At 63.4% G+C, this 22,109-nt stretch carries 19 protein-coding genes; 7 read left to right on the top strand and 12 right to left on the bottom strand.

Annotation, left to right across the window (positions count from 1 at the left end):
- Nucleotides 1-94: 94 nt before the first annotated feature.
- Nucleotides 95-1,138: a phosphoribosylformylglycinamidine cyclo-ligase gene (purM, locus tag F1735_RS08360; RefSeq protein ID WP_167236504.1), complete on the top strand. Its 1,044-nt coding sequence runs from the start codon at nucleotides 95-97 to the stop codon at nucleotides 1,136-1,138.
- A 124-nt stretch (nucleotides 1,139-1,262) separates the two neighbouring features.
- Here purM and F1735_RS08355 read toward each other — a convergent pair whose 3' ends face one another.
- Nucleotides 1,263-1,520, bottom strand: a complete 258-nt coding sequence (locus tag F1735_RS08355; protein ID WP_167236503.1) for a hypothetical protein — start codon at nucleotides 1,518-1,520, stop codon at nucleotides 1,263-1,265.
- 104 nt (nucleotides 1,521-1,624) lie between these two features.
- A complete protein-coding gene (locus F1735_RS08350; protein WP_167236502.1) occupies nucleotides 1,625-4,054 on the bottom strand; it encodes an acylase in 2,430 nt (809 codons plus the stop codon).
- Between the two features lie 344 nt (nucleotides 4,055-4,398).
- Between F1735_RS08350 and F1735_RS08345 the strand changes: the two genes are divergently transcribed.
- From F1735_RS08345 to F1735_RS08330, 4 genes are all read left to right on the top strand, one after another.
- Nucleotides 4,399-4,839, top strand: a complete 441-nt coding sequence (locus tag F1735_RS08345) for a CHAP domain-containing protein (RefSeq protein ID WP_229505676.1) — start codon at nucleotides 4,399-4,401, stop codon at nucleotides 4,837-4,839.
- A 12-nt stretch (nucleotides 4,840-4,851) separates the two neighbouring features.
- Nucleotides 4,852-5,313, top strand: a complete 462-nt coding sequence (locus F1735_RS08340) for a DUF3828 domain-containing protein (protein WP_222852964.1) — start codon at nucleotides 4,852-4,854, stop codon at nucleotides 5,311-5,313.
- A 166-nt stretch (nucleotides 5,314-5,479) separates the two neighbouring features.
- Nucleotides 5,480-6,238: a hypothetical protein gene (locus F1735_RS08335; RefSeq protein ID WP_167236500.1), complete on the top strand. Its 759-nt coding sequence runs from the start codon at nucleotides 5,480-5,482 to the stop codon at nucleotides 6,236-6,238.
- Nucleotides 6,239-6,300: 62 nt separating this feature from the next.
- Entirely contained in the window at nucleotides 6,301-6,444 is a 144-nt protein-coding gene (locus F1735_RS08330; RefSeq protein WP_167236499.1) for a hypothetical protein, read from the top strand.
- A 72-nt stretch (nucleotides 6,445-6,516) separates the two neighbouring features.
- Here F1735_RS08330 and F1735_RS08325 read toward each other — a convergent pair whose 3' ends face one another.
- The 9 genes from F1735_RS08325 to F1735_RS08285 form a co-directional block, all read right to left on the bottom strand.
- Nucleotides 6,517-7,734: a 6-phosphofructokinase gene (locus F1735_RS08325; protein ID WP_167236498.1), complete on the bottom strand. Its 1,218-nt coding sequence runs from the start codon at nucleotides 7,732-7,734 to the stop codon at nucleotides 6,517-6,519.
- Nucleotides 7,735-8,018: 284 nt separating this feature from the next.
- On the bottom strand, nucleotides 8,019-10,460 hold the full coding sequence (locus tag F1735_RS08320; RefSeq protein ID WP_167236497.1) for an acylase: 2,442 nt from the start codon (nucleotides 10,458-10,460) through the stop codon (nucleotides 8,019-8,021).
- A gap of 154 nt (nucleotides 10,461-10,614) precedes the next feature.
- Nucleotides 10,615-10,980 (bottom strand): MmcQ/YjbR family DNA-binding protein, encoded by a 366-nt coding sequence (locus F1735_RS08315; RefSeq protein WP_167236496.1) that lies wholly within the window; start codon nucleotides 10,978-10,980, stop codon nucleotides 10,615-10,617.
- Nucleotides 10,981-10,995: 15 nt separating this feature from the next.
- A complete protein-coding gene (locus F1735_RS08310; protein WP_167236495.1) occupies nucleotides 10,996-13,056 on the bottom strand; it encodes an alpha/beta hydrolase family protein in 2,061 nt (686 codons plus the stop codon).
- A gap of 85 nt (nucleotides 13,057-13,141) precedes the next feature.
- Nucleotides 13,142-15,229, bottom strand: coding sequence for an alpha/beta hydrolase family protein (locus tag F1735_RS08305; RefSeq protein ID WP_167236494.1), 2,088 nt, complete (start codon nucleotides 15,227-15,229; stop codon nucleotides 13,142-13,144).
- Nucleotides 15,230-15,351: 122 nt separating this feature from the next.
- Complete coding sequence (locus tag F1735_RS08300) at nucleotides 15,352-17,391, bottom strand: sodium:solute symporter family protein (protein ID WP_167236493.1); 2,040 nt, start codon at nucleotides 17,389-17,391, stop codon at nucleotides 15,352-15,354.
- Nucleotides 17,388-17,702: a DUF4212 domain-containing protein gene (locus F1735_RS08295; protein WP_167236492.1), complete on the bottom strand. Its 315-nt coding sequence runs from the start codon at nucleotides 17,700-17,702 to the stop codon at nucleotides 17,388-17,390. Before F1735_RS08295 ends, F1735_RS08300 begins: the two co-directional genes overlap by 4 nt.
- The gene (locus F1735_RS08290; RefSeq protein ID WP_373888487.1) at nucleotides 17,702-19,231 is read right to left on the bottom strand and encodes a sensor histidine kinase; all 1,530 of its coding nucleotides are present in this window, start codon (nucleotides 19,229-19,231) and stop codon (nucleotides 17,702-17,704) included. Before F1735_RS08290 ends, F1735_RS08295 begins: the two co-directional genes overlap by 1 nt.
- A complete protein-coding gene (locus F1735_RS08285; RefSeq protein ID WP_166894605.1) occupies nucleotides 19,228-19,938 on the bottom strand; it encodes a response regulator in 711 nt (236 codons plus the stop codon). The genes F1735_RS08290 and F1735_RS08285 overlap by 4 nt, the downstream gene beginning before the upstream one ends.
- A 174-nt stretch (nucleotides 19,939-20,112) precedes the next feature.
- Here F1735_RS08285 and recA point away from each other — a divergent pair, with 174 nt between their 5' ends.
- Nucleotides 20,113-21,195, top strand: coding sequence for a recombinase RecA (recA, locus tag F1735_RS08280; protein WP_166877971.1), 1,083 nt, complete (start codon nucleotides 20,113-20,115; stop codon nucleotides 21,193-21,195).
- Nucleotides 21,196-21,210: 15 nt separating this feature from the next.
- Nucleotides 21,211-21,666 carry a recombination regulator RecX gene (gene recX / locus F1735_RS08275; RefSeq protein WP_167236491.1) on the top strand — a complete coding sequence of 152 codons (456 nt, stop codon included), beginning with the start codon at nucleotides 21,211-21,213 and terminating at the stop codon, nucleotides 21,664-21,666.
- A gap of 248 nt (nucleotides 21,667-21,914) precedes the next feature.
- On the opposite strand, the gene F1735_RS35635 is transcribed toward recX, so the two are convergent.
- The coding region (locus tag F1735_RS35635) for a hypothetical protein (RefSeq protein WP_222852963.1) at nucleotides 21,915-22,109 on the bottom strand (195 nt) is incomplete at its 5' end.

The following is a 22,109-nucleotide window of genomic DNA, read 5'->3' as shown; positions in this document are numbered from 1 at the left end:
TTTTGATAAAATAGCGGATTGACCGGTTTTGGCCGCCCGCGGCTCGAATCGGTTCGCCGCCTTCTATTTTACCGCCTCCGCTGCCAAATACACCATGAGCCAACTTTCTAATGTTTCCCTCTCCTACCGCGACGCCGGTGTCGATATCGATGCGGGCGACGCCCTGGTCGAAGCGATCAAGCCGTTTGCCAAGAAAACCATGCGCGAAGGCGTCATGGGCGGCATCGGCGGTTTCGGCGCGCTGTTCGAGATCAGCAAGAAGTTCAAGGAGCCGGTGCTGGTGTCCGGCACCGACGGCGTGGGCACCAAGCTCAGGCTCGCGTTCGAACTGAACCGCCACGACACGGTCGGCATCGACCTGGTCGCCATGAGCGTGAACGATATCCTGGTGCAGGGCGCCGAGCCGCTGTTCTTCCTCGATTACTTCGCTTGCGGCAAGCTCGACGTGCCGACCGCCACCGCCGTCGTCAAGGGCATCGCCCAGGGTTGCGAGCAGGCCGGTTGCGCCCTGATCGGCGGCGAAACGGCCGAAATGCCGAGCATGTACCCGGCCGGCGAGTACGACCTGGCCGGTTTCGCGGTTGGCGCGGTGGAAAAATCGAAAATCATCGACGGCACCAAGATCACCCCGGGCGACGTGGTGCTGGGCCTGGCTTCGTCGGGCGTGCATTCGAACGGGTATTCGCTGGTGCGCAAGATTATTGAAGTGGCCAAGCCGGACCTGAACGCCGACTTCCACGGCCGTCCGCTGGCCGACGTGCTGATGGAGCCGACCCGTATTTACGTCAAGCCATTGCTGGCGCTGATGGAATCGATGGAAGTCAAAGGCATGGTACACATCACCGGCGGCGGGCTGGTCGAAAACGTGCCGCGCGTGCTGCAGCCGGGGCTGACGGCGGTGCTCGATTCTAAGGCGTGGACCATGCCGCCGCTGTTCCAGTGGCTGCAACAGCATGGCGGCGTGGCCGACGCCGAAATGCACCGCGTGTTCAACTGCGGCATCGGCATGATCGTCATCGTGTCGAAAGAAAATGCGGATGCGGCGTTTGCCCAGTTGCAGGCGGCTGGCGAGGGCGTGTCGCGCATCGGCACGATCCGCGCGCGCGAGGGCGACGAGCACCAGACGATCGTCAGCTGAGGCGAGCATGTAATACCGCTTGCGCTCAATCAAAAAACGGACGGCGCCTTCGGGTCCCGTCCGTTTTTTTTTGAACTTTCTCATGTAATGAAACAGCGGCAGCGTCACGGCGGGCTAGAAAAATCTACTTCCGGTTGTTGGCCAGTTCCTTGCGGCGCGCCGCGATGGCTTGCTTGACGGTCATCTTGTAATCGATATCCTGGGCCATCGTGTGCTGCGCCACGTAGGACACCAGCAGCTCGGCTTCTTCCGGCGAGAGGGTCTTTTTCAGGGCCTCTCCCTTGACCGGGTCGCCGCTGTCGGCCAGGGTGACGTCGAGCGGGCCGTTGCAGGCGGCCAGCAGCAGGGGAAAGCACACACACGCCAGAAGCAGATTTTTCATCATCGTTCCCCTCAAGGACAGTAGCCATAACTTAACACAGTCCCATCAAAAATGCCTTTTTAAAAACGTTTTAGTTTTTATAAGCGGCGTGTGTTGCGCGCCCGTTACTGCGCTTGCTTGGCCTTGTGACGGATGCTGATGCGCTTGGTCGTCGCATCGGCCGCGATCTGCGCCTCGGTAAAGGGCAGGGTATGCCAGGTCTTGCTCGAAAACAGCCCAGTCTGGTCGGCGTAGTGCGGCGAGGCCGGGTCGACCGACTGCGAGTAGGAGAGCACGGCTTGCGCTTGCGGGCCGTTGCGGTCGAACATCACGGTCTGCACGTAGCTGCCGCCTTCGCTCACCTCGCGTCCGCCCCCGGCCGCCGGCTTGCTGACGATGGCGTTGTAGATCCCGTAGTTGTAGAGCCCGCCGTGGATGGGAATCCGCTTGCCATTACGTTCGGTGTGCTGGATCTCGCCCCAGGTGCTGTTCAGGCCCCAGCCGTTCGCTTCCATGTCGAGTACGGCGTTGGCCAGGGCCGTGCGCAGGGCGCTCACGCCGGCCGGATCGTCCACGCGCAAGCCGCGCGGCGTGCTAATCGGATCGGCCACGTTGAAGGGTACGGCCCAGAACAGCGACGAGCCGTACAACTGGTCCCACACGCTGGCGAAATAGCCGAAGCCGATATTGGTCTCCAGGTTGGCGGTACGGTCCCAGGCGCGCAGTTTGGCGCAGGCCGGCGCCAGGTCGACCATGGCGCCGTTGGCGGCGCGCGCCTGGCGTTCGCCGTCGCAGGCGCGCAGCACGTCGTCCATGATCTGGCCGGCGTAGTAGACGCGGTTGCTGAACAAGAGCCCTTGCAGCTGCGGCATCGAGATGCGCCGGCCCGGCAGGCCATCGGTGCCGGCCAGGCGCGCCTGCAATTGGGCAATGCCGACGCGGGTGCGCCCGCTTTGTTGCTGCGCGTCGAGACTGACAATCGACGGGAAGCCGGTCAGCGGCGCGGCCGGATTGGTCATCCAGGCGCTGTCGTTCGAGTTCTGCACAAAATCGTCGCGTTCCAGGCGCGGCAGGCTGGCGCCGGCGAAGATGCCGCTTTGCGGCGCGGCCGGGTCGTTGTCGGGACGGCAGGCGCTGGTCGAGCCGTCCAGCACCAGCACGCCGCCGGCCGCCGCGTCGCGGAAGGCTTCCGGTACGCAGGCTTTTTCCTTGGCCAGCGGCACGTTCGGCACCACTGTCACGTCCATGTACATGGTCTTGCCTTCCTTGTCGGCGGCGATGGTGCCGACCCATGGCAGGCCGACGATGCGGTCGATGCCGTCGCGCAGCTCGTTCACGCTGCGCGCGCTGTTCATGGCGCGCCATTGTTCCAGCATGCGGTGATTGCCCATGCTGGGGTCAAGCAGGGTATAGGCGACCTTGCGGTTCCACTCCAGTTGGTCGGATACGTGCATCACCACGCCCACGTCGGTCTGGTAGAAATCGTGGCTGCGCGTGGCCAGGCTGCCGTCGGGCTGGCGCACCTCGACTTCGACGCGCTTGCGCGTCATGGGCTGGGACTTGCCGTCGACCATATAGCTGGTCGGATCGCGCGGGTCGAGTTGCAACTGGTGTACCGTGAAGTGGCTGGACGTGTTGTTGGTGTGGGTCCACGCCACGTCCTTGTTGAAGCCGATGCTGACCATCGGCATGCCGCCGAGCGAGGCGCCCATCGTGTCGAGCTTGCCGGGAATGGTCAGGTGCAGCTGGTAAAAACGAAAATCGCCTTGCCAAAAATTGTGTGGATTGGCCAGCAACAGGCCCTGGCCGTTCTCGGTGGCATCCTTGCCCAAGGCCACGCCGTTGCTGCCGAAGCGGGCATGCTGCTCTTGCCAGTATTGCGGATCGATCGGGCTGGCGCCGCCACGGCGCGGGGCGGCCGCCGGTGACGGTGGCGCTGGCGCGGCCGCGCCCGGCGGCGCGGCGGCCACGAGTTCTTCGATCAAATGAGCGCCCCCGCCTTCGACGGCATAGCGGCGGATGATTTTCATCATGTCGGCGCTGCTCATGCTGCGCACCCAGGGGGCGTTCTTGCAGGCGTCGGGCAAGCCGCCCTTGCCGCGCTCGTCCAGGTACTGGTTGTAGCCGGCCACGTAGCCTTCGACCAGCGCGCGCATCGGCGCCGGTTGCTGTTGCCAGGCGTTGGCCACCGCCTCCGGTTCGTTGATCAGGCGATAGTAGAAGTCGGAAGCCAGGTTGGGCACCGCGTCCTCGGTGATGCCGCGCGCCTCCGGACCGAAGTACTTGGCGCGTTCGCCGTTGGCGGTGACGATGCGCTCGGCCATCAGGCACACATTGTCTTGCGCGTAGGCGTAGCCGATGCCGTAGCCGAGGCCGCCATCATCATCGGCCTTGATGTGCGGGATGCCGTAGGCGGTGCGGCGGATTTCGGCGGCGTACTTGGGGGCCGGTTCGGCGGGCGTGCCGTTCTTGTCGCCGCAGGCGGCGAGCGCCAGCAGCATGGCGGCGCCGCTGGCGCGCAGCAGAGGGAGGTGGGAACGAGGTAACAGGGTCATGGCGGTCCGGGCTTGGGAAGTTGACGGGACCGCAGTGTTGCGTTGTTGGCGTTGCTAAAACAATCAAAATGCGAAAAGGTCAAGCGGGCGGGCCCGAGTGGTGCATCCGGCGGTACCTGGGGTAATTTTTTCGTCAAGGTCATCCAGATAGAGCCTGTTGCGACGGTTCAGACAGGCCTGACGCAGGGAAAAAAACGTGGCCTTATGTGTTCTTTTTTGAACTATAATTATCTATTGGTAAATATTTTTTTATAACTCACCAGGAACATTGAACCTGGTTAGTCTTATAAAAACAATGCTATAATGGCAATGCTATCCCTTGGGGCGTGAGATGAGGGATGCAAATGTATTCTGAACTCCGTTGTGCGGGCTTACATATTTATAATCACGCGCATTTTATTAAATCAAAAGGATCTTCGATGTGGCAAAAAGAAGTTGCTGTGCAGTATTTAAATGAACATGGTGGGGCTGATAGCCTTGGTCGATGTGGTGAATATGTAAGGAAAGCTATTGAAGCGGGCGGCACCCAATTGAATCGCCACAGGCGTGCCAAGGATTATGGCGCCAGCTTATTGACTTCGGGTTTTGTTGAAATAGAGAATACGATCACACGGGCCGGTGACGTCGCCGTCATTCAACCAATCCCAGGACATCCTAGTGGGCACATGGCTATGTTTAACGGGACTATTTGGGTATCTGATTTCAGGCAACTACATGGATACTACCCCGGACCCGGGTACAGGCAATTGCGGCCACCAGTAAAATTTTATCGGCGAACGCATTGAAATATTATGTCTATGTCAAAAATCAACAAGATAATATTTGCCAAGGCGATTTGTGCGTTTTTTTCATGCATATTAGCTTGCCTTAGTTTTCCCGCGCTGGCCGCTGAACTTCCATCACCTGCGGTGACGACTTCGGATTTTTACAAATGGTATATCCATTCGCTCGTCACGAATCATCAACCGCTTAGCGACGAAAAAATCAAACTTGGCACATACGTTTCAAAGTCCTTGATTGCGGAAATTGAAAAGCGTATGAATAGCGAGGATGGACTGGATGCCGATTATTTTATCCAGGCGCAGGATTATTTTGATGATTGGGAAAAAAATATCTCAGTTACGAAATCCAGGATAAGTGGAAACACCGCAACAGTTCGTGTCACGCTTGGAGCAAGCAAAGAAAGCATTCACCACTTGGAGCTGACTTTAAAAAAAGAAGACAGCGTCTGGAAAATTCGCAGAGTGCGCCCGTTATAGAGAACGACGGCGCAGAATCGGCCGCGACAAAAGCAAACAGTGCCGCATGGCGGACAGAAGCCAATGCATTACTCTGCTGTTTGTCGCGGGCGAGTTGGCAAACGGGCAAATGCAGTCCTTCATTCATAGCCGGCCCAGCTCAGGATCGACCAATAAAGGCCTATTTATGACAAATCAAACTCCTCTATCCGAACTGCTTGATCTCAAAACACATATCCTCGAGTGCATGGCCGACTACATGCCATCCCTTGTGGATAATGATGTACGCATTCAGCTTAACTTGACAGCGTGCGAGCTGGCGTTAAAAAAACACCTGGGGGGAGTGTTTCTGGCGTCGGCGTGGGAAGATCCCCTTGCCATTGTGTCCGAGATCCGGTGGGTATTGAATCACCTCGGTAACGATAGTTTCGAAGACTTTGTCAGCGGCGCCTTGACACTCCCTCCAGACGCTCAAGCACAAGGCAAATTTTTGAAGAAATGCCGTGAGGTCTTTGACATTTCCCTGGTCAGACTGTTGGAACCGGCCGCGAATGCCGATATTCTCACGGTGATTAGCGCGTTGCGTCGCGCCATGCTGGCATTGGCATTTCTGAACCTGGATGCAATCTGCGACGATGTGCAACGGAAAGCTCCCGGGTATCACCCGTATTGCTATACAGAGGCGGAGCTCGCACAATGCGACGCGATCCTGAGCCATTACCTGCAAACCGTTCAGGCTCCGTCGGTGAGGAATGATGGCGCCAGAATCCTGGGCGCGGTGCAGCACGTTGTCGAATCGCTCAACGACTTGAATGATCGCTGCGGCCGCAGCCTCATCGAAACCGACGGACGAGAGGACATTTGCAAGCTCATCCAGTGCGCAGCCCAGAGCGCCGGCCTGGATAGCGACGACAGGGACATTACGGAGGAATGGCGGGATTGGTAAGCAGGTCCGCTTTCAGCGTAGTGTCGTGCGAACGCGTTGATCAGATTGGCCGACGACCATTCTTGAAGATCTTCCTGACGGCAAACCAGTTACACAACGTGACTGTCCAGCCGCTACGCGGCGAGCGGGGCAGGATTGCCATGGAAGGCCCGAAGCAGAACATCGAGCATTCCATGACCTTGCTTGCGCAGCGTGTCGATACATGAGTGGATGTCGCAGCAATCCGTTCGTCAGGAGAATCTTCCCGGAGGCCACACTTAGCGCGGCCGCTGTCTGCCCTATTTCTTGCCCAGGATCTTCTCGACCGGGGCCGGACGCAGGCGGAAGGCGTCGGGCATGCCCGAACCGAGCAGCGGGCGCAGGTACAGGCGGAAGGCGTCGGTCACGTCGGTGCCGCTCTCGCTGATGAAGATGTCTTCCATCGTGCGCGTCTTGCCGGCCACGCTTTCCAGTGGCACCAGTTCATAGTCGACCGAGTAGTAGCCGGTGCGCTTGATCGCCACCGAACCGTCGCGCTCGCCCCACATGGCGAACTGCACCGCTTTTTCGCCCACTTCGCGCGCCTCGCGCTGGTCCACGTCCGACACGCAACCGATGAAGGAGCGTTGCAGGTAGCCAAAGGTGTCGCCGCGCACGCGTTTGATGCCGAGCTTGGACTTGATTTCGTCGCACAGCAGGTCGGCCAGCGCGCCGGTGCCCGACAGTTGCACATTGCCGTGCGCATCGCGCTCGATGTCCTTGGACAGCAAACTGGCGATCGGCTCGCCCGAGGCGTCGTGGATGCCTTCGGACACGGCGATCACGCAGCGTCCGTAGCGCGCGTACGTGGCCTTGACGTCGGCCAGGAATTGGTCGAGCACGAAGGTGCGCTCGGGCAGGTAGATCAGGTGCGGGCCGTCATCGGAAAACTTCTTGCCGAGCGCGGCGGCGGCGGTCAGGAAGCCGGCGTGGCGCCCCATCACCACGCCCACGTAGACGCCGGGCAAGGCCGCGTTGTCGAGGTTGGCGCCGGCGAAGGCTTGCGCCACGAACCGCGCGGCCGAGGGAAAGCCGGGTGTGTGGTCGTTGCCGACCAAATCGTTATCGATGGTTTTGGGAATGTGAATGCAGCGCAGCGGATAGCCGGCTTGTTGCGCTTCCAGGCTGACGATGCGCACCGTGTCGGAGGAATCGTTGCCGCCGATGTAGAAAAAATGCGCGATCTCGTGTGCGCGCAGCACCTCGAAAATCTTTTGGCAATACGCCATGTCGGGCTTGTCGCGGGTCGAACCGAGCGCCGAGGAAGGCGTCTTGCCGACCAGTTCGAGGTTGTGGCTGGTTTCCTGGGTCAGGTCGATGAAGTCTTCGTCGACGATGCCGCGCACCCCGTGCATGGCGCCGTACACGCGCGTGACGTTGCGAAAGCGGCGCGCTTCGAGCACCACGCCGACCATCGACTGGTTGATCACGGCGGTGGGTCCGCCTCCCTGTGCGACCAGAATTTTTCCTGACGACATGTGCATCTCCTTGAAGTATAAGAGCCTATCTCAGTAGATCGGAGTCGCTGCTGGCGCGCCTGGCAAGCGAGTGCCGCCTCGGTATTCCTTCGGAATACCCTCGTCGTTGCATGGCTAGCCATGCCGCCTCCTCGCGCCTTGCCCTCGCTTGCCATGCATCGCCTACGCGCATGTCGCCATCCGCTTCCCCCGATCTACTGAGATAGGTTCTAAGCGGCGCTGAACAGGCAGTCTACCGCCAGGGCGGAGGACTGCCTGTTTCTTTACAACTTACAACTTACAACTTACGGCTTGGATGCCGGCTTGCCATCGGCCTTGCGCGTCACCGTCATCGTCGAGAACGCCGGATCGGCCTTGATCTGCGCTTCCGTGTACGGCTGGGTGATCCATTCCTTCTTCGAGAAGCGCTCGGTCTGGTCGGCGAAATGCTGCGAGGCCGGGTCGGTCGATTGCGAGTAGGCCAGCATGGCTTGCACTTGCGGGCCATCTTTGTTGAAGGATACGGTCTGGATGTAGCTGGTGCCGTAGATCACTTCGAGCTTGCCGTCGCCGCTTGGCACGGTGCCGATCGCGTTGTACACGCCATCGGTGCCCTTGCCGCCGTGGATCGGAATGCGGCGGGTGCCGCGCGTGGCCAGCTGCACGTCGCCCCAGCGCGTATCCTGCGACACGCCCAGCTTGGCCACGTCCTGCGCCGCCGCCGCCAGCGCCTGGCGCACCGTGTTGGCGATAGCCGGGTTAGCGAGGTTCAGGCCGCGCGGCGTGTTGACCGGGTCGGCCGGGTTGAACGGCACTGCCCACATGCCAGGCACGCGCAGGATGCGTTCCCACAGGCCGGTGAAGTACAGGTAGCCGATGTTGCTGTCGAGGTTGACGGTGCGGTCCCACTGGTTCAGGCGCGCGCAGGCGGTCGTGATATCGCCGCTGCCGGCCTGCGCGTCACGGCACAGGGCCAGCACATCGTCCATGATCTGGTCGGCGTAGTAGACGCGGTTGCCCAGGGCCAGGGCTTGCAGTTGCGCGACCGTCATCTTGCGTCCGGCCAGGCCATCGGTGCCGGCCAGGCGCTTTTGCACCTGGGTGATGCCGAGGCGGGTGCGGCCGAACTGCTCGACATTGTCGACGCTGACGATGTCTGGAAAACCGGTGATGGGCGCCAGCGGATTGGAGAGCCAGGCGCTGTCGTTGGAGTTTTGCACGTAGTCGCTACGCAACAGGCGCGGCAGGCTGGCGCCGGCGAAGATGCCCGCTTGCGGCGCGTTGATGTCGGTGGCCGGCGCGCAGGCGCTGGTGGCGCCGTTGAGCACGAACAAGCCGCGCGCGGCCAGCGGTTTGAACGGCGCCGGCACGCAGGCGTCCTGCATGGCTTTGGTGACGTGCGGGACCACGGTGACGTCCGTGAACAGGGCGGCGCCTTCCTTGTCGACGGCCAGGGTGTTGACCCACGGCAGGCCGACGGTGCGCTCGATCGAGGCCTTGAACTCGTCCATGTTGTGCGCGGTGTTCATGCCGTACCACTGTTCCAGCAGGCGATGGTTGCCGAGGTTGGCGTCGTTGAGCGAAAACGCCATGCCGGCATTCCAGTCGAGCTGGCCGGGAATCACGACCAGCGGGCCGTACTGGGTGCTGTAGAAGGTGCGGCTCTGGGTGCTCAGCACGCCGTCGGCGCCCTTGACCTCGACATTGACGGTCTTGCGGATCATCGCTTGCGGCTTGCCGTCGACCAGGTACTTGGTCGGATCGCTCGGGTCGAGCGGCGTCATGTGGACCGTGAAGTGGGCCGAATTGTTGACCGTGTGGCTCCAGGCCAGGTTCTGGTTGAAGCCGATATTGACCATCGGCATGCCACCGAGGGCGGCGCCCATCGCGTCGAGCTTGCCCGGAATGGTCAGGTGCAGCTGGTAGAAACGCAGTGCGCCGCGCCAGGGGAAGTGCGGGGTGCCGAGCAGCATGCCCTGGCCGTTGTCGGTGGCGTCCTTGCCCAGCGCCACGGCATTGCTGCCGGTGCGTTCGCGCATCGCGACCCAGTAATCGGGGTCCATCGGGTGCATGCCGGCCTTGGGCGGGACGGCCGGCAGCAAGCCATTCTGGCCGGGCGGGGTGGCGCCGACGATGGCGGCGATGAACTGGCCGGAACTGGCTTCGGCGGCGTAGCGGCGCAGCAGCTTGATCATGTCCTGCTCGCTCACCTTGCGCACCCAGGAACCGTTCTTGCAGGCGGCCGGGAGCTTGTTCATGCCGGTTTTTTCGAGGTAATCGTTGTAGCCGGCGACATAGCCTTCGATCATCGCTTTCATCGGCGCCGAATGGGCGTTCCAGGCCGTTTTGACAGCCTCGTCGTCGTTGATGACGCGGTAAAAGAAGTCGGTTTGCAGGTTTGGAATATCCGAGGTCTGGCGCGTGGCGGTCGGGCCGAAGTGCTTCGAGCGCTCGCCGCTGACGGTGGTGAATTCGTCGGCCAGCAGGCAGACGTTATCTTGCGAATAGGCGTATGCCACGCCGTAGGCGAGGCTGCCTTCGTCATTGGCCTTGATGTGCGGCACGCCGAACGAGGTGCGGCTGATCTCGGCCTGGTATTTGGCGGCCGTCTCGCCCGGCTTGGCCGAATTGTTCGAATTGGAATCGGTGGAATCGTCGTTACTGCAACCGGCGGCCAGGGCCATGGCGACAGCGCCGGCGAGCGCCAGCAGGCGGGGCGCGCGGTGGTTCTTGAAAGGGATGGTCATGTAGGTCTCGTGTTAGAAGCAATGATGGTGCGACAGTGCGATATTTTATATCGAAATTACATCAAAATTGCAGAAATAATAACTTTGATGAGCCGCTACGGACGTGCTAGAAATGGGCCGGCGGCAGGCATCCGCCAGGCCCGCGCCAGCCTCCTCACAGGGTCTTGCCGTCCAGTGCGGCGAGCTCTGCTTTGGTCAGCGAAGAGCGGGCTTTCTGGTACGACCAGGCCAGCAATTGGGCCAGCCAATCCTGCGGAAAAGTGCTTGCATCGACCATTGTCACCCAATGAAAGCGGCCCATGTAGCGGGCCGGCTTTACACCAGGCATGGCGGTCAGCCCGAGGAACAGATCGGGCGCGACGCGCAGACTGAAACGTCCGATTTCCGGTTCACTGGTCTTGAAGTAGGCGAACTTTTTTCCGCCCACCGCATACACCAGAATATTGCCCGGACTCGCATGCAAGGTCTCGGTTGCATGCGCAAAGGCGCGGCAACGCTGTTGTAATTGTTGCGCGTTCATGACAGTGGAATCGTTTCAAGGCGTGCCGATGTGGCGGCCGAGAAATTTTTCGACCCGTCCCCAGAAGTCGACGCGGTTTTTTGGCAACGCCCAGCCGTGCCCTTCTTCCTGGTACACCACCCATTCGACGTTCGGGTTGGTGGCGGTGACGGCGTCGCGGAATTTCTTGCCGTGATACAGGGGCACGCGCTTGTCGGCCGCGCCGTAGGCCAACAGCAGCGGCTGGGTGATGCGGGCGGCCTGCTGCAGCGGCGAGGTGGCGCGCAGCTGGGCCGCGTCCTTGTCGGGGTCGCCGATCAGGATCGGCGCGCCGTACTTGAGGTAGCCGGCGGTCATGTCGGAGGCAAAGCTCCAGTGGCCCGTGTAGAGCAGGTTGATGTCGGTCACGCCGACCCAGTTGATGCCGCACTTGTACAGGCCCGGATCGTTCACCAGGCCCATCAGGGTGGCGTAGCCGCCGTAGCTGGCGCCGGCGATGCAGATGCGCTTGGGGTCGGCGATGCCCTGGGCGATCGCCCATCTGGTGGCGTCGGCAATGTCGTCCTGCATCTTCAAGCCCCATTGCTTCCAGCCGGCCTTGTAGTGTTTGTTGCCGAAGCCGGTGCTGCCGCGAAACTCGGGTTCCAGCACCGCGTAGCCGCGCGAGGCCAGGAACTGGGTGTCGGCCGACCAGCCCCATTCGCCGCCGCGCACGTAGGGCCCGCCATGCACCAGCACCACCATCGGCAGGTTCTTGCGCTTGTCCTTGTCTTTGTCCTTGTCTTTGTCCTTGCCCATGCTGCCCGTGTTCGGCAAGGTGAGCCAGGCCGGCAGCGGCAAACCGTCGCGCGCCGCCACACGCACCAATTCGCGCTCGGCCATGTTGGCCGGCACGATGCGCTCATGGGTGCCGCCGACGCCGGTGAACTTGCCGGTTTCGATGTTGTACAAGGCGTAGTACGCCGGTTGCCGGTCGGAATACGACTGCACCAGCACCCAAGGACTGTCGGGGCGCGCCGCCGGCTTGATCAGGTTGACGGTCGAGGGCAGGGCGGCGTCGATGCTCGCCTGCAGGGTTTTCATCTTGCTGTCGAACCACACCGTGGCGCGCGCATCGCTCAGGTAGCGCACCCCGAGCAGCTTCGCGCCCGAGGTGACCAGCTGACCGTTGAAGTCATAGTCGGTCAGCGACACCAGCGGCTCGGCACTGAGGCGATTGTTGACCAGGTCGAAGGTATGCAGCGCCTGCTTGTCCTTGCCGGCGTCGCTCCTCACGTACAAGGTGCCGTCCGGACCGAAGGCCAGCGGCGTGAAGGCATCCTTGCCGCCCGCGTAGGCATCGAAGGAGGCCAGGGTGCGCCATTCATTGTTGGACGGATCGCGATACCAGATGGTCTGGATATTTTTTTCCAGTGTGATGCACAGGCGCGGTTCGCCCTTGTGGTCGAGCAGCCAGCCTTGGGCCGGCCCCGGCCGATTGACCGTCTCGGTCCGTCCGGTCACGGTGTTCAGGCGGATCAGGTTGACGTACTTGATGTCGCCGTTCTCGCGGATGCCGTCGCGCTGGGGATTGATCACGTACACATCGTCGGACGCTTGCGCGCCTTTCTGCCGCACCAGGTAATGGTTGGGCGGCAAGGTAATCCGGGTCACGCTGTGTTGCTGGAGTGCAGCCCAGTTGACGTGTACCAGTTGCCTGAAATTAGTGCCGTCCCGGTTCACCGCGAACAGGCCCGGGCCGCTGACGACGTCGCCCTGGCCGATGGTCTTGTCGGTCGAGTCCAGCACCAGGCGCTCGTTATTGACCCATTGGAAGGCGTTGACATCGCGATCGTCGAACTGGGCCACGACCTTGGTGGCGTTGCTGGCCAGGTCGATCACGATCAGGCGGTCGCGCTTGTTATCGTTGGAAAAGCGCACTGCCAGGAACTTGCCGTTCGGCGAGAGTTCGGCATCGCTGAAGACCGAGTTGTCGAAAAAATCGGCGATCGGCGGGGGCGGTGGCGGCGCGACCGGTTCGGCGGCAAAGGCGGGCGCGGCCAGGGCGCAGACGAGCAGGGCGGCAAGGTGCAGGAGGGAGGGGCGTAAAACAGGCATGGATTGGCTCGGTAAAGGGGGAAGAAAAGGCGTTGTTTCTGTCTGTCCTGTCAATACTATCGTTTTGCCAACCTTGGCGCCAGTGCTATCGCTCGCCGGCCTCGCGCGGCGTGCCGATATGGCGCTGCAAGAATTGTTCGACCCGGCCCCAGAAGTCGATGCGGTTCTTCGGCAAGGACCAGCCGTGCGCTTCGTCCTGGTACACCACCCATTCGACGTTGGGATTGTGCTCCTTGAGCGCCTCGACGAACTTCTTGCCGTGGTACAGGGGCACGCGCCGGTCGACCGCGCCGTAGGCCAGCAGCACCGGCTGGCCGATGCGCGCGGCCTGCAGCAGCGGCGAGGTGGCGCGCAACTGGGCCGCATCCTTGACCGGGTCGCCGATCAGGGTCGGCGCGCCATACTTCAGGTAGTCGCTGCTCATGTCGGAGGTAAAGCGCCAGTGGCCCGTGTAGAGCAGGTTGATGTCGGTCACGCCGACCCAGTTGATGCCGCACTGGTACAAGGGGCCATCGTTGACCAGTCCCATCAGCGCGGCGTAGCCGCCGTAGCTGGCGCCGGCGATGCAGATGCGCTTGGGGTCGGCGATGCCCTGGGCGATGGCCCAGCGGGCGCCGTCGGCGAGGTCGTCCTGCATCTTCAAGCCCCATTGTTTCCAGCCGGCGTGGTAGTGTGCCCTGCCGAAGCCGGTGCTGCCGCGGTATTCGGGTTCGAGCACCGCGTAGCCGCGCGAGGCCAGGAACTGGCTGGCGGCCGACCAGCCCCATTCGCCGCCGCGCACCCAGGGGCCGCCATGCACCAGCAGCACCAGCGGCAGGTTTTTACGCGCGCCCAAGGGCGAGCCGTTCGGCTTGCCGTTCGGCTCGCCCTTCGGCTCGCCGTTCGGCAAGGTCAGCCAGGCCGGGATGGCCAGGCCGTCGCGCGCCTTGTAGCGCACCGCTTCCTGCGCGGCCATGCTGGCCGGCACGATGCGTTCATGGGTGCTGCCGACCGGGTTGAACTTGCCGCTTTCGAGGTTGTACAACAGGTAGCGCTCGGGCTGACGGTCGGAATACGAATGCACCAGCACCCACGGCGCCTCGGCGCGCGCCGGGACGTCGACCAGGTTGACGGTGGCCGGCAGGGCGGCATCGATGGCCGCCTGCAGGGTTGTCATGCGGGCGTCGAACCACACCGTGGAGCGGGCGTCGCTCAGGTAGCGCACGCCGAGCAGCTGGTCGCGCGTGGTGACCAGTTCGCCGCTGAAATCGTAGTCGGCCAGCACCACCAGCGGTTCGGCGCTGATCTGCAGGGTGCTCAGCTTGAAGGTATGCAGGGCCTGCTTGTCCTTGCCCCTGGCGCTGGTGACGACCAGGCTGCCGTCGGGGGCGAAGGCGAGCGGCGTGAAGGCATCCTTGCCGCCCAGGTAGGCGTCGAAGGCGGCGATTTCGCGCCATTGATCGTTGGCCTGGTCCAGGTACCAGGTGGTTTGGATATTCTTGTCGAGCGTGATGCAGATGCGCGGCTCGCCCTTGTGGTCGAGCAGCCAGTCGATCGCCGGGCCGGGCCGGCGCACCGTTTCGCTGCGCCCGGTCACGGTATTGAGGCGCAGCAGGTTGACATATTTGAGGTCGCCGTCGCCATGCATGCCGTCGCGCTTGGGATTGGTGACGTACACATCGTCCGAGGTTTGGGCGCCGGTCTGCCGGACCAGGAAATGGTTGGCCGGCAAAACGTTGCTGGCCACGACGTGCTGCTGCAGAAAGGACCCGGTCGCCTGCACCAGTTGGCGGAACCTGGCGCCGTCGCGGTTGACCGCGTACAGGCCCGGCCAGTAGCGCTCGTCGCCCGGCCCGACGGTGTTGTCGGTGGTGTCGAGCACCAGGCGCTCGTTGTTGACCCACTGAAAATTGCGGACGTCGCGGTCGCTGAAGCTGGCCGCCACCTTGATGGCCTGGCTGGCCAGTTCGATCACGATCAGGCGGTCGCGCTGCTTGTCCTTGTTGTAGCGCACCGCGAGGAACTTGCCGTCGGGCGAAAGAAGCGCCGCGCTGAAGGCCGGGTTGTCGAAGAAGTCGGCCAGGGGCGGTGGCGGCGCGGCCGGCGCGGCGGCGGCGGCGGGGATGAGCAGGGTAGCGGCGCACAAAAACGCGACACGCAACAAGTGCAGCAGGTGCGGCAGGTGGGCGGACATAAAAACTCGCTGGTCGGAAGACGACACGCGCGGCGTGGCGCCGTCGCCCGGTCAATCCTAGGCGCTTGCCGGAGCGGCTGCCAGCGCGTTTCGCGGCGCCGCTGCGTTGTTACGACAATTCGTCATTCGGGCGCGCGTACATAATCGACCAGGCCGTGCGCGCGCGCGTCCGGCGCCCGCGTGAGCAGGCTGGCCACGACCAGCACCAGCAATCCGGCCGGCACGCCGAACACCCCGGCCGACATCGGCGCGATGTGGAACCACTGGCCGGCCGCGCTGCCGCCGAGGATGGGGTTGGTGTGCAGCATGTAGTACAGGCACACGCTGAAACCGGCCGCCATGCCGGCCAGCGCGCCGGCGTGGTTGGCGCGCTTCCAGAACACGCCCAGCACCAGCGCCGGAAAGAGCGTCGAGGCCGCCAGTGAAAACGCCGCGCCCACCAGCGACAGGATGTCGGCCGGCTTCTGCGAGGCGGCGTAGGCGGCGATGAAGGCCACCCCCAGCAGCAGCAGCTTGGAAATGGTGACCCGCTTCTGGGTCGAGGCGCCCGGGTCGAGCACCTTGTAGTAAAAATCGTGCGACAGCGCGTTGGAAATGGCCAGCAGCAGCCCGTCCGCGGTCGACAGCGCCGCCGCCAGCCCGCCGGCCGCCACCAGGCCCGAGATCACGTAGGGCAGGCCGCCGATTTCGGGCGTGGCCAGCACCAGCATGTCGCCGTCGATGGCGATTTCGGCCAGTTGCACGATGCCGTCGCCGTTGATGTCGGCAATGCTGATCAGGGGATGGAGCTTGTCGACATTGGCCCAGTAGCTGATCCAGTTGGGCAGGTGGGAAAACCTGGTGCCCACCAGCGTGCTGTACAGGTCGTACTTGATCAGCACCGCCAGCGCCGGGATCGACAGGTAAATGAGCAGGATGAAGAACAGGGTCCAGAACACCGACACGCGGGTGTCATGCACCGAGGCGGTGGTGTAGGAGCGCATCAGGATGTGCGGCAGCGCGGCCGTGCCCAGCATCAGGCAAAACACCAGCGCCAAAAAGTTGTTGCGCCGGATGTCGGAGGCATCGCGGTCGGCCCCCGGAAAGGGCGTGGCGTGCGGCTGCGGCGGCAGGGAACGGGCCAGGTTGGCCGCGCGCGCGCTGCTCCACAGGCGCGCGGCTTCTTCGGCGCTCTTCGGATAGTGTACCAGGGCGCGCTCGGCGGCGCGGATATCGCCCATCGTGGCATTGCGCAGGCGCACCGCGTCGAGCCGGTGCTGCACATCCTGGCGCCCGCTTTCCCACGAGCCGGGCAGGCTGGCCGCGAGCGCGCCGTAGGCGGCGGCGCGCTGGGCGAAGATGGCGCGCACTGCGCGCTCGCGCGGGTCGCGTTCCAGTTCGGCCTCGCGCGCGGCCAGCTTGGGCATGACGGCGCCGTACGCGACCTGGGGCACCGGATTGTCGGCATGCTTGAGCGAGAGCCACATGGTCGGCAGCAAAAACGCCACCAGGATGATGATGTACTGCGCCACCTGGGTCCAGGTAATGGCGCGCATGCCGCCCAAAAACGAGCACACCAGGATGCTGGCCAGCCCGAGGAAGATGCCGACCGAAAAATCGACCCCGGTAAAGCGCGACGCGATCAGCCCGACCGCGTAGATCTGCGCCACCACGTAGGTGAACGAGACGATGATGGTGGCGGCCACCGCCATCACCCGCACCGGCCCGCCGCGCCCGCCGGCGCCGCCGCCGTAGCGCGCCGCCAGGAAATCGGGGATGGTGTACTGGGCGAACTTGCGCAGGTAGGGCGCGATCAGCAGCGCCACCAGGCAATAGCCGCCGGTCCAGCCCATGATGTAGGCCAGGCCGTCGAAGCCGTGCAGGTACAGCCCGCCGGCCAGGCTGATGAAGCTGGCCGCCGAAATCCAGTCGGCGGCGGTGGCCATGCCGTTGAACAGGGCCGGCACGCGCCGCCCGGCCACATAGTATTCGGTCACGTTCGAGGTGCGGCTGATCACGCCGATGGCGGCGTACAGCACGATGGTGGCGAACATGTACAGGTAGCCGAGCCAGACGCGTGGCATGCCTTCGCGTTCGAGCAGGGCCAGCGCGACGATGAAGGCGACGAAGCCGGCCGTAAACCACAGGTAGTAGCGGCTCAGGCGCCGCAACGCGGCGCTCACGACGTCCCCCCGGGCGCGGCTTTGAGCAGGGCCAGGAAGCGGCGGTCGGCGCGCCGCATCGCCAGCACGTACACGCCGAGGATGGCCAGGTACACCAGCGAGGCGCCCTGGGCGGCCAGGTAGAACGGCAGCGGCCAGCCGGCCAGCGACCAGGCGGCCAGTTCGCGCGCGAAAAACACGGTGCAAAAGCCGCTCGCCAGCCACACCAGCAGGAGGATGGCGGTGAGGCGGCGCGTGCGGCGCCAGTGAATGCGGCGCGCGGCCACCAGGCGGCGGCGCTGCTCGGCCAGGGAGCCAAGGGCGGTCGGCATCAGCAGTTGTCCTCATCGGTGACGCACGGCGGCGGGAAGGTCAGGCGGAACAGGCAGCCGGGCGACCCTTTTTTTTGTCCGCTGCGCGGATTGTTGACAATGTCGATCTCGGCCCCGTGCTGCTGGGCGATCTCGCGCACGATGGCCAGGCCGAGGCCGCTGCCGGGCGCGCTGTTGCCGAGGATGCGGTAAAAGCGCTCGAACACGTGGGCGCGCTCGGCCGGGGCGATGCCGGGGCCGCTGTCTTCCACTTCCAGGATCGCCAGATCAAGCTCGCGCCGCACGCGCACGGTGACGCTGCCGCCGGCCGGGGTGTAGCGCAGGGCGTTGTCGATCAGGTTCGACAGCATTTCGCGCAGCATCATGGCGTTGGCGGCGATCGGCACCGGCGCCTCGGGCTGCTCGAAGCCGAGGTCGATGCGGTGCGCGAACGAGGCTTGCACCCAGTCCTGCACGGTGTCGCGCGCGCTGTCGCACAGGTCCAGCACTTCGTAGGCGAGGCCGGCGTTGGGCTGGTTTTCGGCGCGCGCCAGGGCCAGCAACTGGTTGACCAGGCGCGTGGCCGCTTCCGAGCTCTTGGCCAGTTGCTCGAGCGAGCGGCGGATTTCATCGGGGTCGCGCTGGCGCAGCGCCAGTTCGGACTGCATGCGCATGCCGGCCAGCGGGGTTTTCATCTGGTGGGCGGCGTCGGCGATGAAGCGCTTTTGCATGTCGATGGTTTGCGACAGGCGTTCGAGCATGTCGTTGAGGGAACCGACCAGCGGCGAGATTTCTTCCGGCACCTGGCGCGAATCGATCGGCGACAGGTCGTCGGGACGGCGCGCGCGGATGCGTTCCTGTAACTGCGCCAGCGGCGACAGGCCGCGCGCGAGCGCGAACCAGACCAGGGCCAGCACGATCGGCAAGATGATGAACTGGGGCAGGATCACGCCCTTGATGATTTCGTTGGCCAGCTGGGCGCGCTTGTCCAGGGTTTCGGCCACCTGCACCAGGGCGGCCCAGGGTTCGTCGCCGCGCCTGGCCAGCGGGCGCAGGTTGACATACGAAAAGGCGATGCGCACCGGCGTGCCGTGCATCAAGTCATTGCGGAAATGCACGCGGCCGTTGCGCAGGCGCTCGTCGTCGGGCGGCAGCGGCAGGTCGCGGTCGCCGTCGATGTGCTCGCGGCGCGGGCCGCTGATCTGGATGAACACCTGGTCCACATCGTCGGCGCGCAGGATGTCGCGCGCGCTGCCGGGCAGGCGCGAGAACACCTTGCCGTCGACTTCGCGCACCTGCTGGGCCAGCACGGTGATGCTGTCTTCCAGCGCATGGTCGAAGGGCTGGTTGGCGATCGACTTGGCCACCAGGTAGGTGATCGCGATGCTCATCGGCCACAGCAGCAGCAAGGGCGCCAGCATCCAGTCGAGGATTTCTCCGAACAGGGAATGCTGGATGTTTTCTTCCAGCTCGGCGCCGGGCGGCACATACAAGGTCTCGAGGGCGTCCGGGGCCTCCGGCGGCGCCAGGGCGGCGTCGCGCACGCTCACTTCGATGCCGCGCCCGTGTCGGGAGCGCCGCGTCCGGCGTCGGGGAATTTTTCCAGGCAGTAGCCCAGGCCGCGCACCGTGGCGATGCGCACCCCGCCCACCTCGATCTTTTTGCGCAGGCGGTGTACATAGACTTCGATGGCGTTGTTCGACACTTCCTCGCCCCATTCGCACAAATGGTCGACCAGTTGTTCCTTGGACACCAGGCGCCCGGCGCGCGCCAGCAAAATTTCGAGCAAGCCTAGTTCGCGCGCCGACAAGTCCAGCATCTGCTCGTTGATATAGGCGCTGCGCCCGACCTGGTCGTACGCCAGCGGGCCGTGGCGCACCACGGCCGCGCCGCCGCCGGCGCCGCGCCGGGTCAGGGCGCGCACGCGCGCCTCCAGCTCGGACAGGGCGAACGGCTTGGCCATGTAATCGTCGGCGCCCAGGTCGAGGCCGTTGACCCGCTGCTCGATCGAGTCGGCCGCGGTGAGGATCAGCACCGGCAGCAGCGAGGCGCGCGCGCGCAGGCGGCGCAGCACTTCCAGCCCGGACAGGCGCGGCAAGCCCAGGTCGAGGATCAGGAGGTCGAATTCCTGGGTGGACAGGGCGGTATCGGCCTCCTGTCCGTTCTTCACACAATCGATGGCGTAGCCGGACTGGCGCAAGGAGCGCGTCAATCCATCGGCAAGCACGCTATCATCTTCGGCAAGTAAAATACGCATGGTGGCACCGGGACGTCTAATTAGGGCTATTGTGTTTCATTTGCCGCAACGCCGGGAATTTTTTTGAAACTGAGGCGTGTGGCGCTTGCACAAACCACTGTTTATTTGTACAGTAGTGCCTGTGACGTGCTACCCGCCCTTGATCTGGACCACTCTCTGGACTGAAAGAAAGTTATGGACGATAAAAAAACCGTATTAAATGCTGGCGAGAAGGGCAAGGCGCTGGCCGCTGCCCTGGCGCAGATTGAAAAGCAGTTCGGCAAGGGCTCCGTCATGCGCATGGACGCCAACGCGCCGGTCGAAGATGTGCAGGTCGTCTCGACCGGCTCGCTCGGCCTGGACATTGCGCTTGGCGTGGGCGGCCTGCCGCGCGGCCGCGTGGTCGAGATCTACGGTCCTGAATCGTCGGGTAAAACCACCTTGACCCTGCAGACCATCGCGCAAATGCAAAAACTGGGCGGCACCTGCGCCTTTATCGACGCCGAGCACGCGCTGGACGTCGGCTATGCCCAAAAACTGGGCATCAACCTGTCCGAACTGCTCATTTCGCAGCCGGACACGGGTGAACAGGCGCTGGAAATCACCGACGCGCTGGTGCGTTCGGGCAGCGTCGACCTGGTCGTCATCGACTCGGTCGCCGCGTTGACGCCGCGCGCCGAGATCGAAGGCGACATGGGCGACTCCCTGCCGGGTTTGCAGGCACGTCTGATGTCCCAGGCGCTGCGCAAGCTGACTGGCTCGATCAACCGCACCAACACCCTGGTGATCTTCATCAACCAGATCCGCATGAAGATCGGCGTCATGTTCGGCAGCCCGGAGACCACCACCGGCGGTAACGCGCTCAAGTTCTACGCCTCGGTGCGCCTGGACATCCGCCGTACCGGTTCGATCAAGTCCGGCGACGAAGTCATCGGTAACGAAACCAAGGTCAAGGTCGTCAAGAACAAGATCGCGCCGCCGTTCAAGGAAGCGCACTTCGACATCCTGTATGGCGAAGGCACGTCGCGCGAAGGCGAGATTCTGGATCTGGGTGCGGATAACAAGATCGTCGAGAAGTCGGGTTCCTGGTACAGCTATAACGGCGAACGTATCGGCCAGGGTAAGGACAATGCGCGTATTTACCTCAAGGAGCGTCCGGCTCTGGCGCGCGAGATCGAAAACAAGGTACGCGTCGCTCTCGGCGTGCGCGAACTGCCGCCGGTCGCTGGCGAGGAGCCTGCCGTCAAGGCGGCCAAGCTGAAGGCTGTCCCCGAGTAATCGGCGGGCCTGGCGATGGCAGCACCCCATTTGAGCCTGAAAGGCCGTGCCCTGCGCTATCTGTCGATGCGCGAGCACAGCCGGCTCGAGCTGGGGCGCAAGCTGGCGCGCCATGCGGAGGAGGGCGACGATGTCGAGGCCCTGCTCGATTTTCTCGAGAAAAACAACTGGCTGTCGCAGGAACGTTTTTCCGAATCCCTGATTCACCGCCGCTCGGCGCGCTTCGGCAACAGTCGCATCATGGCCGAGCTGCAAAGTCACGGGGTCAGGGGCGAAGCCTTACAGGAGCTCAAGGCCGGCCTGGTCGACAGCGAGATGGCGCGCGCCCGCGAGGTGTGGGAGCGCAAGTACGGCACGGTGGCGAGCGATCCCGCCGAGCGCAACAAGCAGATGCGGTTCTTGATGCAGCGCGGGTTTTCGCAGCGCGCGGTCAAGGCGGCGATGCAGGGGCGCGATCCGGATGATGATTAAGTCGGTCCGGGCGATGAATATGTATTATCGGTAATTGATATATCCCCTTGTTTGCGGGTTGTTTTTACAAGTGCGCCGCAACGCTGGTGCCACGTCTCTGGGCCACGCCCTGGGGCGGAAAAGCGGAGCGCCTTTCGCCGTATGCCGGGCTGGTACGCCTGTCATACTCCTCAACGGTGGAAGGCGCTACGCTTTTCCGCTCTATTCTATTTATCTTCGTTCATAACGCTGTTGCGCATGTCAAGTAGTTATGCCAGCGACTCTCCTAGCCTGAATGTTGCACAAACCACCGCCGCAGCGCCGCTTTTCCGATGCAGGACCTTTTCAACTTGAATCGGAATGTCGCGGGCGATAGCGTCCCTACCCAATTGAACGGGACAGTCAATGAAGCGGTTTGAAGGTTGAAGTTTGGCGGCGTGTGGTCGATTCTCGGCAGACCGGAC

Origin of the sequence: Massilia genomosp. 1 (assembly GCF_011682185.1) — a bacterium.
Taxonomy (GTDB): Bacteria; Pseudomonadota; Gammaproteobacteria; order Burkholderiales; family Burkholderiaceae_D; genus Telluria_A; species Telluria_A rubra.
The sequence above is the reverse complement of the archived record's forward strand: the minus strand, read 5'-3'. Positions and strand labels throughout refer to the sequence as shown.

Excerpts from the sequence above, each read along its gene's own strand:
- purM (WP_167236504.1), top strand. The coding sequence starts at position 95 with ATGAGCCAACTTTCTAATGTTTCCCTCTCCTACCGCGACGCCGGTGTC.
- F1735_RS08355 (WP_167236503.1), bottom strand. The coding sequence starts at position 1,520 with ATGAAAAATCTGCTTCTGGCGTGTGTGTGCTTTCCCCTGCTGCTGGCC.
- F1735_RS08350 (WP_167236502.1), bottom strand. The coding sequence starts at position 4,054 with ATGACCCTGTTACCTCGTTCCCACCTCCCTCTGCTGCGCGCCAGCGGC.
- F1735_RS08345 (WP_229505676.1), top strand. The coding sequence starts at position 4,399 with ATGTATTCTGAACTCCGTTGTGCGGGCTTACATATTTATAATCACGCG.
- F1735_RS08340 (WP_222852964.1), top strand. The coding sequence starts at position 4,852 with ATGTCAAAAATCAACAAGATAATATTTGCCAAGGCGATTTGTGCGTTT.
- F1735_RS08335 (WP_167236500.1), top strand. The coding sequence starts at position 5,480 with ATGACAAATCAAACTCCTCTATCCGAACTGCTTGATCTCAAAACACAT.
- F1735_RS08325 (WP_167236498.1), bottom strand. The coding sequence starts at position 7,734 with ATGTCGTCAGGAAAAATTCTGGTCGCACAGGGAGGCGGACCCACCGCC.
- F1735_RS08320 (WP_167236497.1), bottom strand. The coding sequence starts at position 10,460 with ATGACCATCCCTTTCAAGAACCACCGCGCGCCCCGCCTGCTGGCGCTC.
- F1735_RS08315 (WP_167236496.1), bottom strand. The coding sequence starts at position 10,980 with ATGAACGCGCAACAATTACAACAGCGTTGCCGCGCCTTTGCGCATGCA.
- F1735_RS08310 (WP_167236495.1), bottom strand. The coding sequence starts at position 13,056 with ATGCCTGTTTTACGCCCCTCCCTCCTGCACCTTGCCGCCCTGCTCGTC.
- F1735_RS08305 (WP_167236494.1), bottom strand. The coding sequence starts at position 15,229 with ATGTCCGCCCACCTGCCGCACCTGCTGCACTTGTTGCGTGTCGCGTTT.
- F1735_RS08295 (WP_167236492.1), bottom strand. The coding sequence starts at position 17,702 with ATGCCGACCGCCCTTGGCTCCCTGGCCGAGCAGCGCCGCCGCCTGGTG.
- F1735_RS08285 (WP_166894605.1), bottom strand. The coding sequence starts at position 19,938 with ATGCGTATTTTACTTGCCGAAGATGATAGCGTGCTTGCCGATGGATTG.
- recA (WP_166877971.1), top strand. The coding sequence starts at position 20,113 with ATGGACGATAAAAAAACCGTATTAAATGCTGGCGAGAAGGGCAAGGCG.
- recX (WP_167236491.1), top strand. The coding sequence starts at position 21,211 with ATGGCAGCACCCCATTTGAGCCTGAAAGGCCGTGCCCTGCGCTATCTG.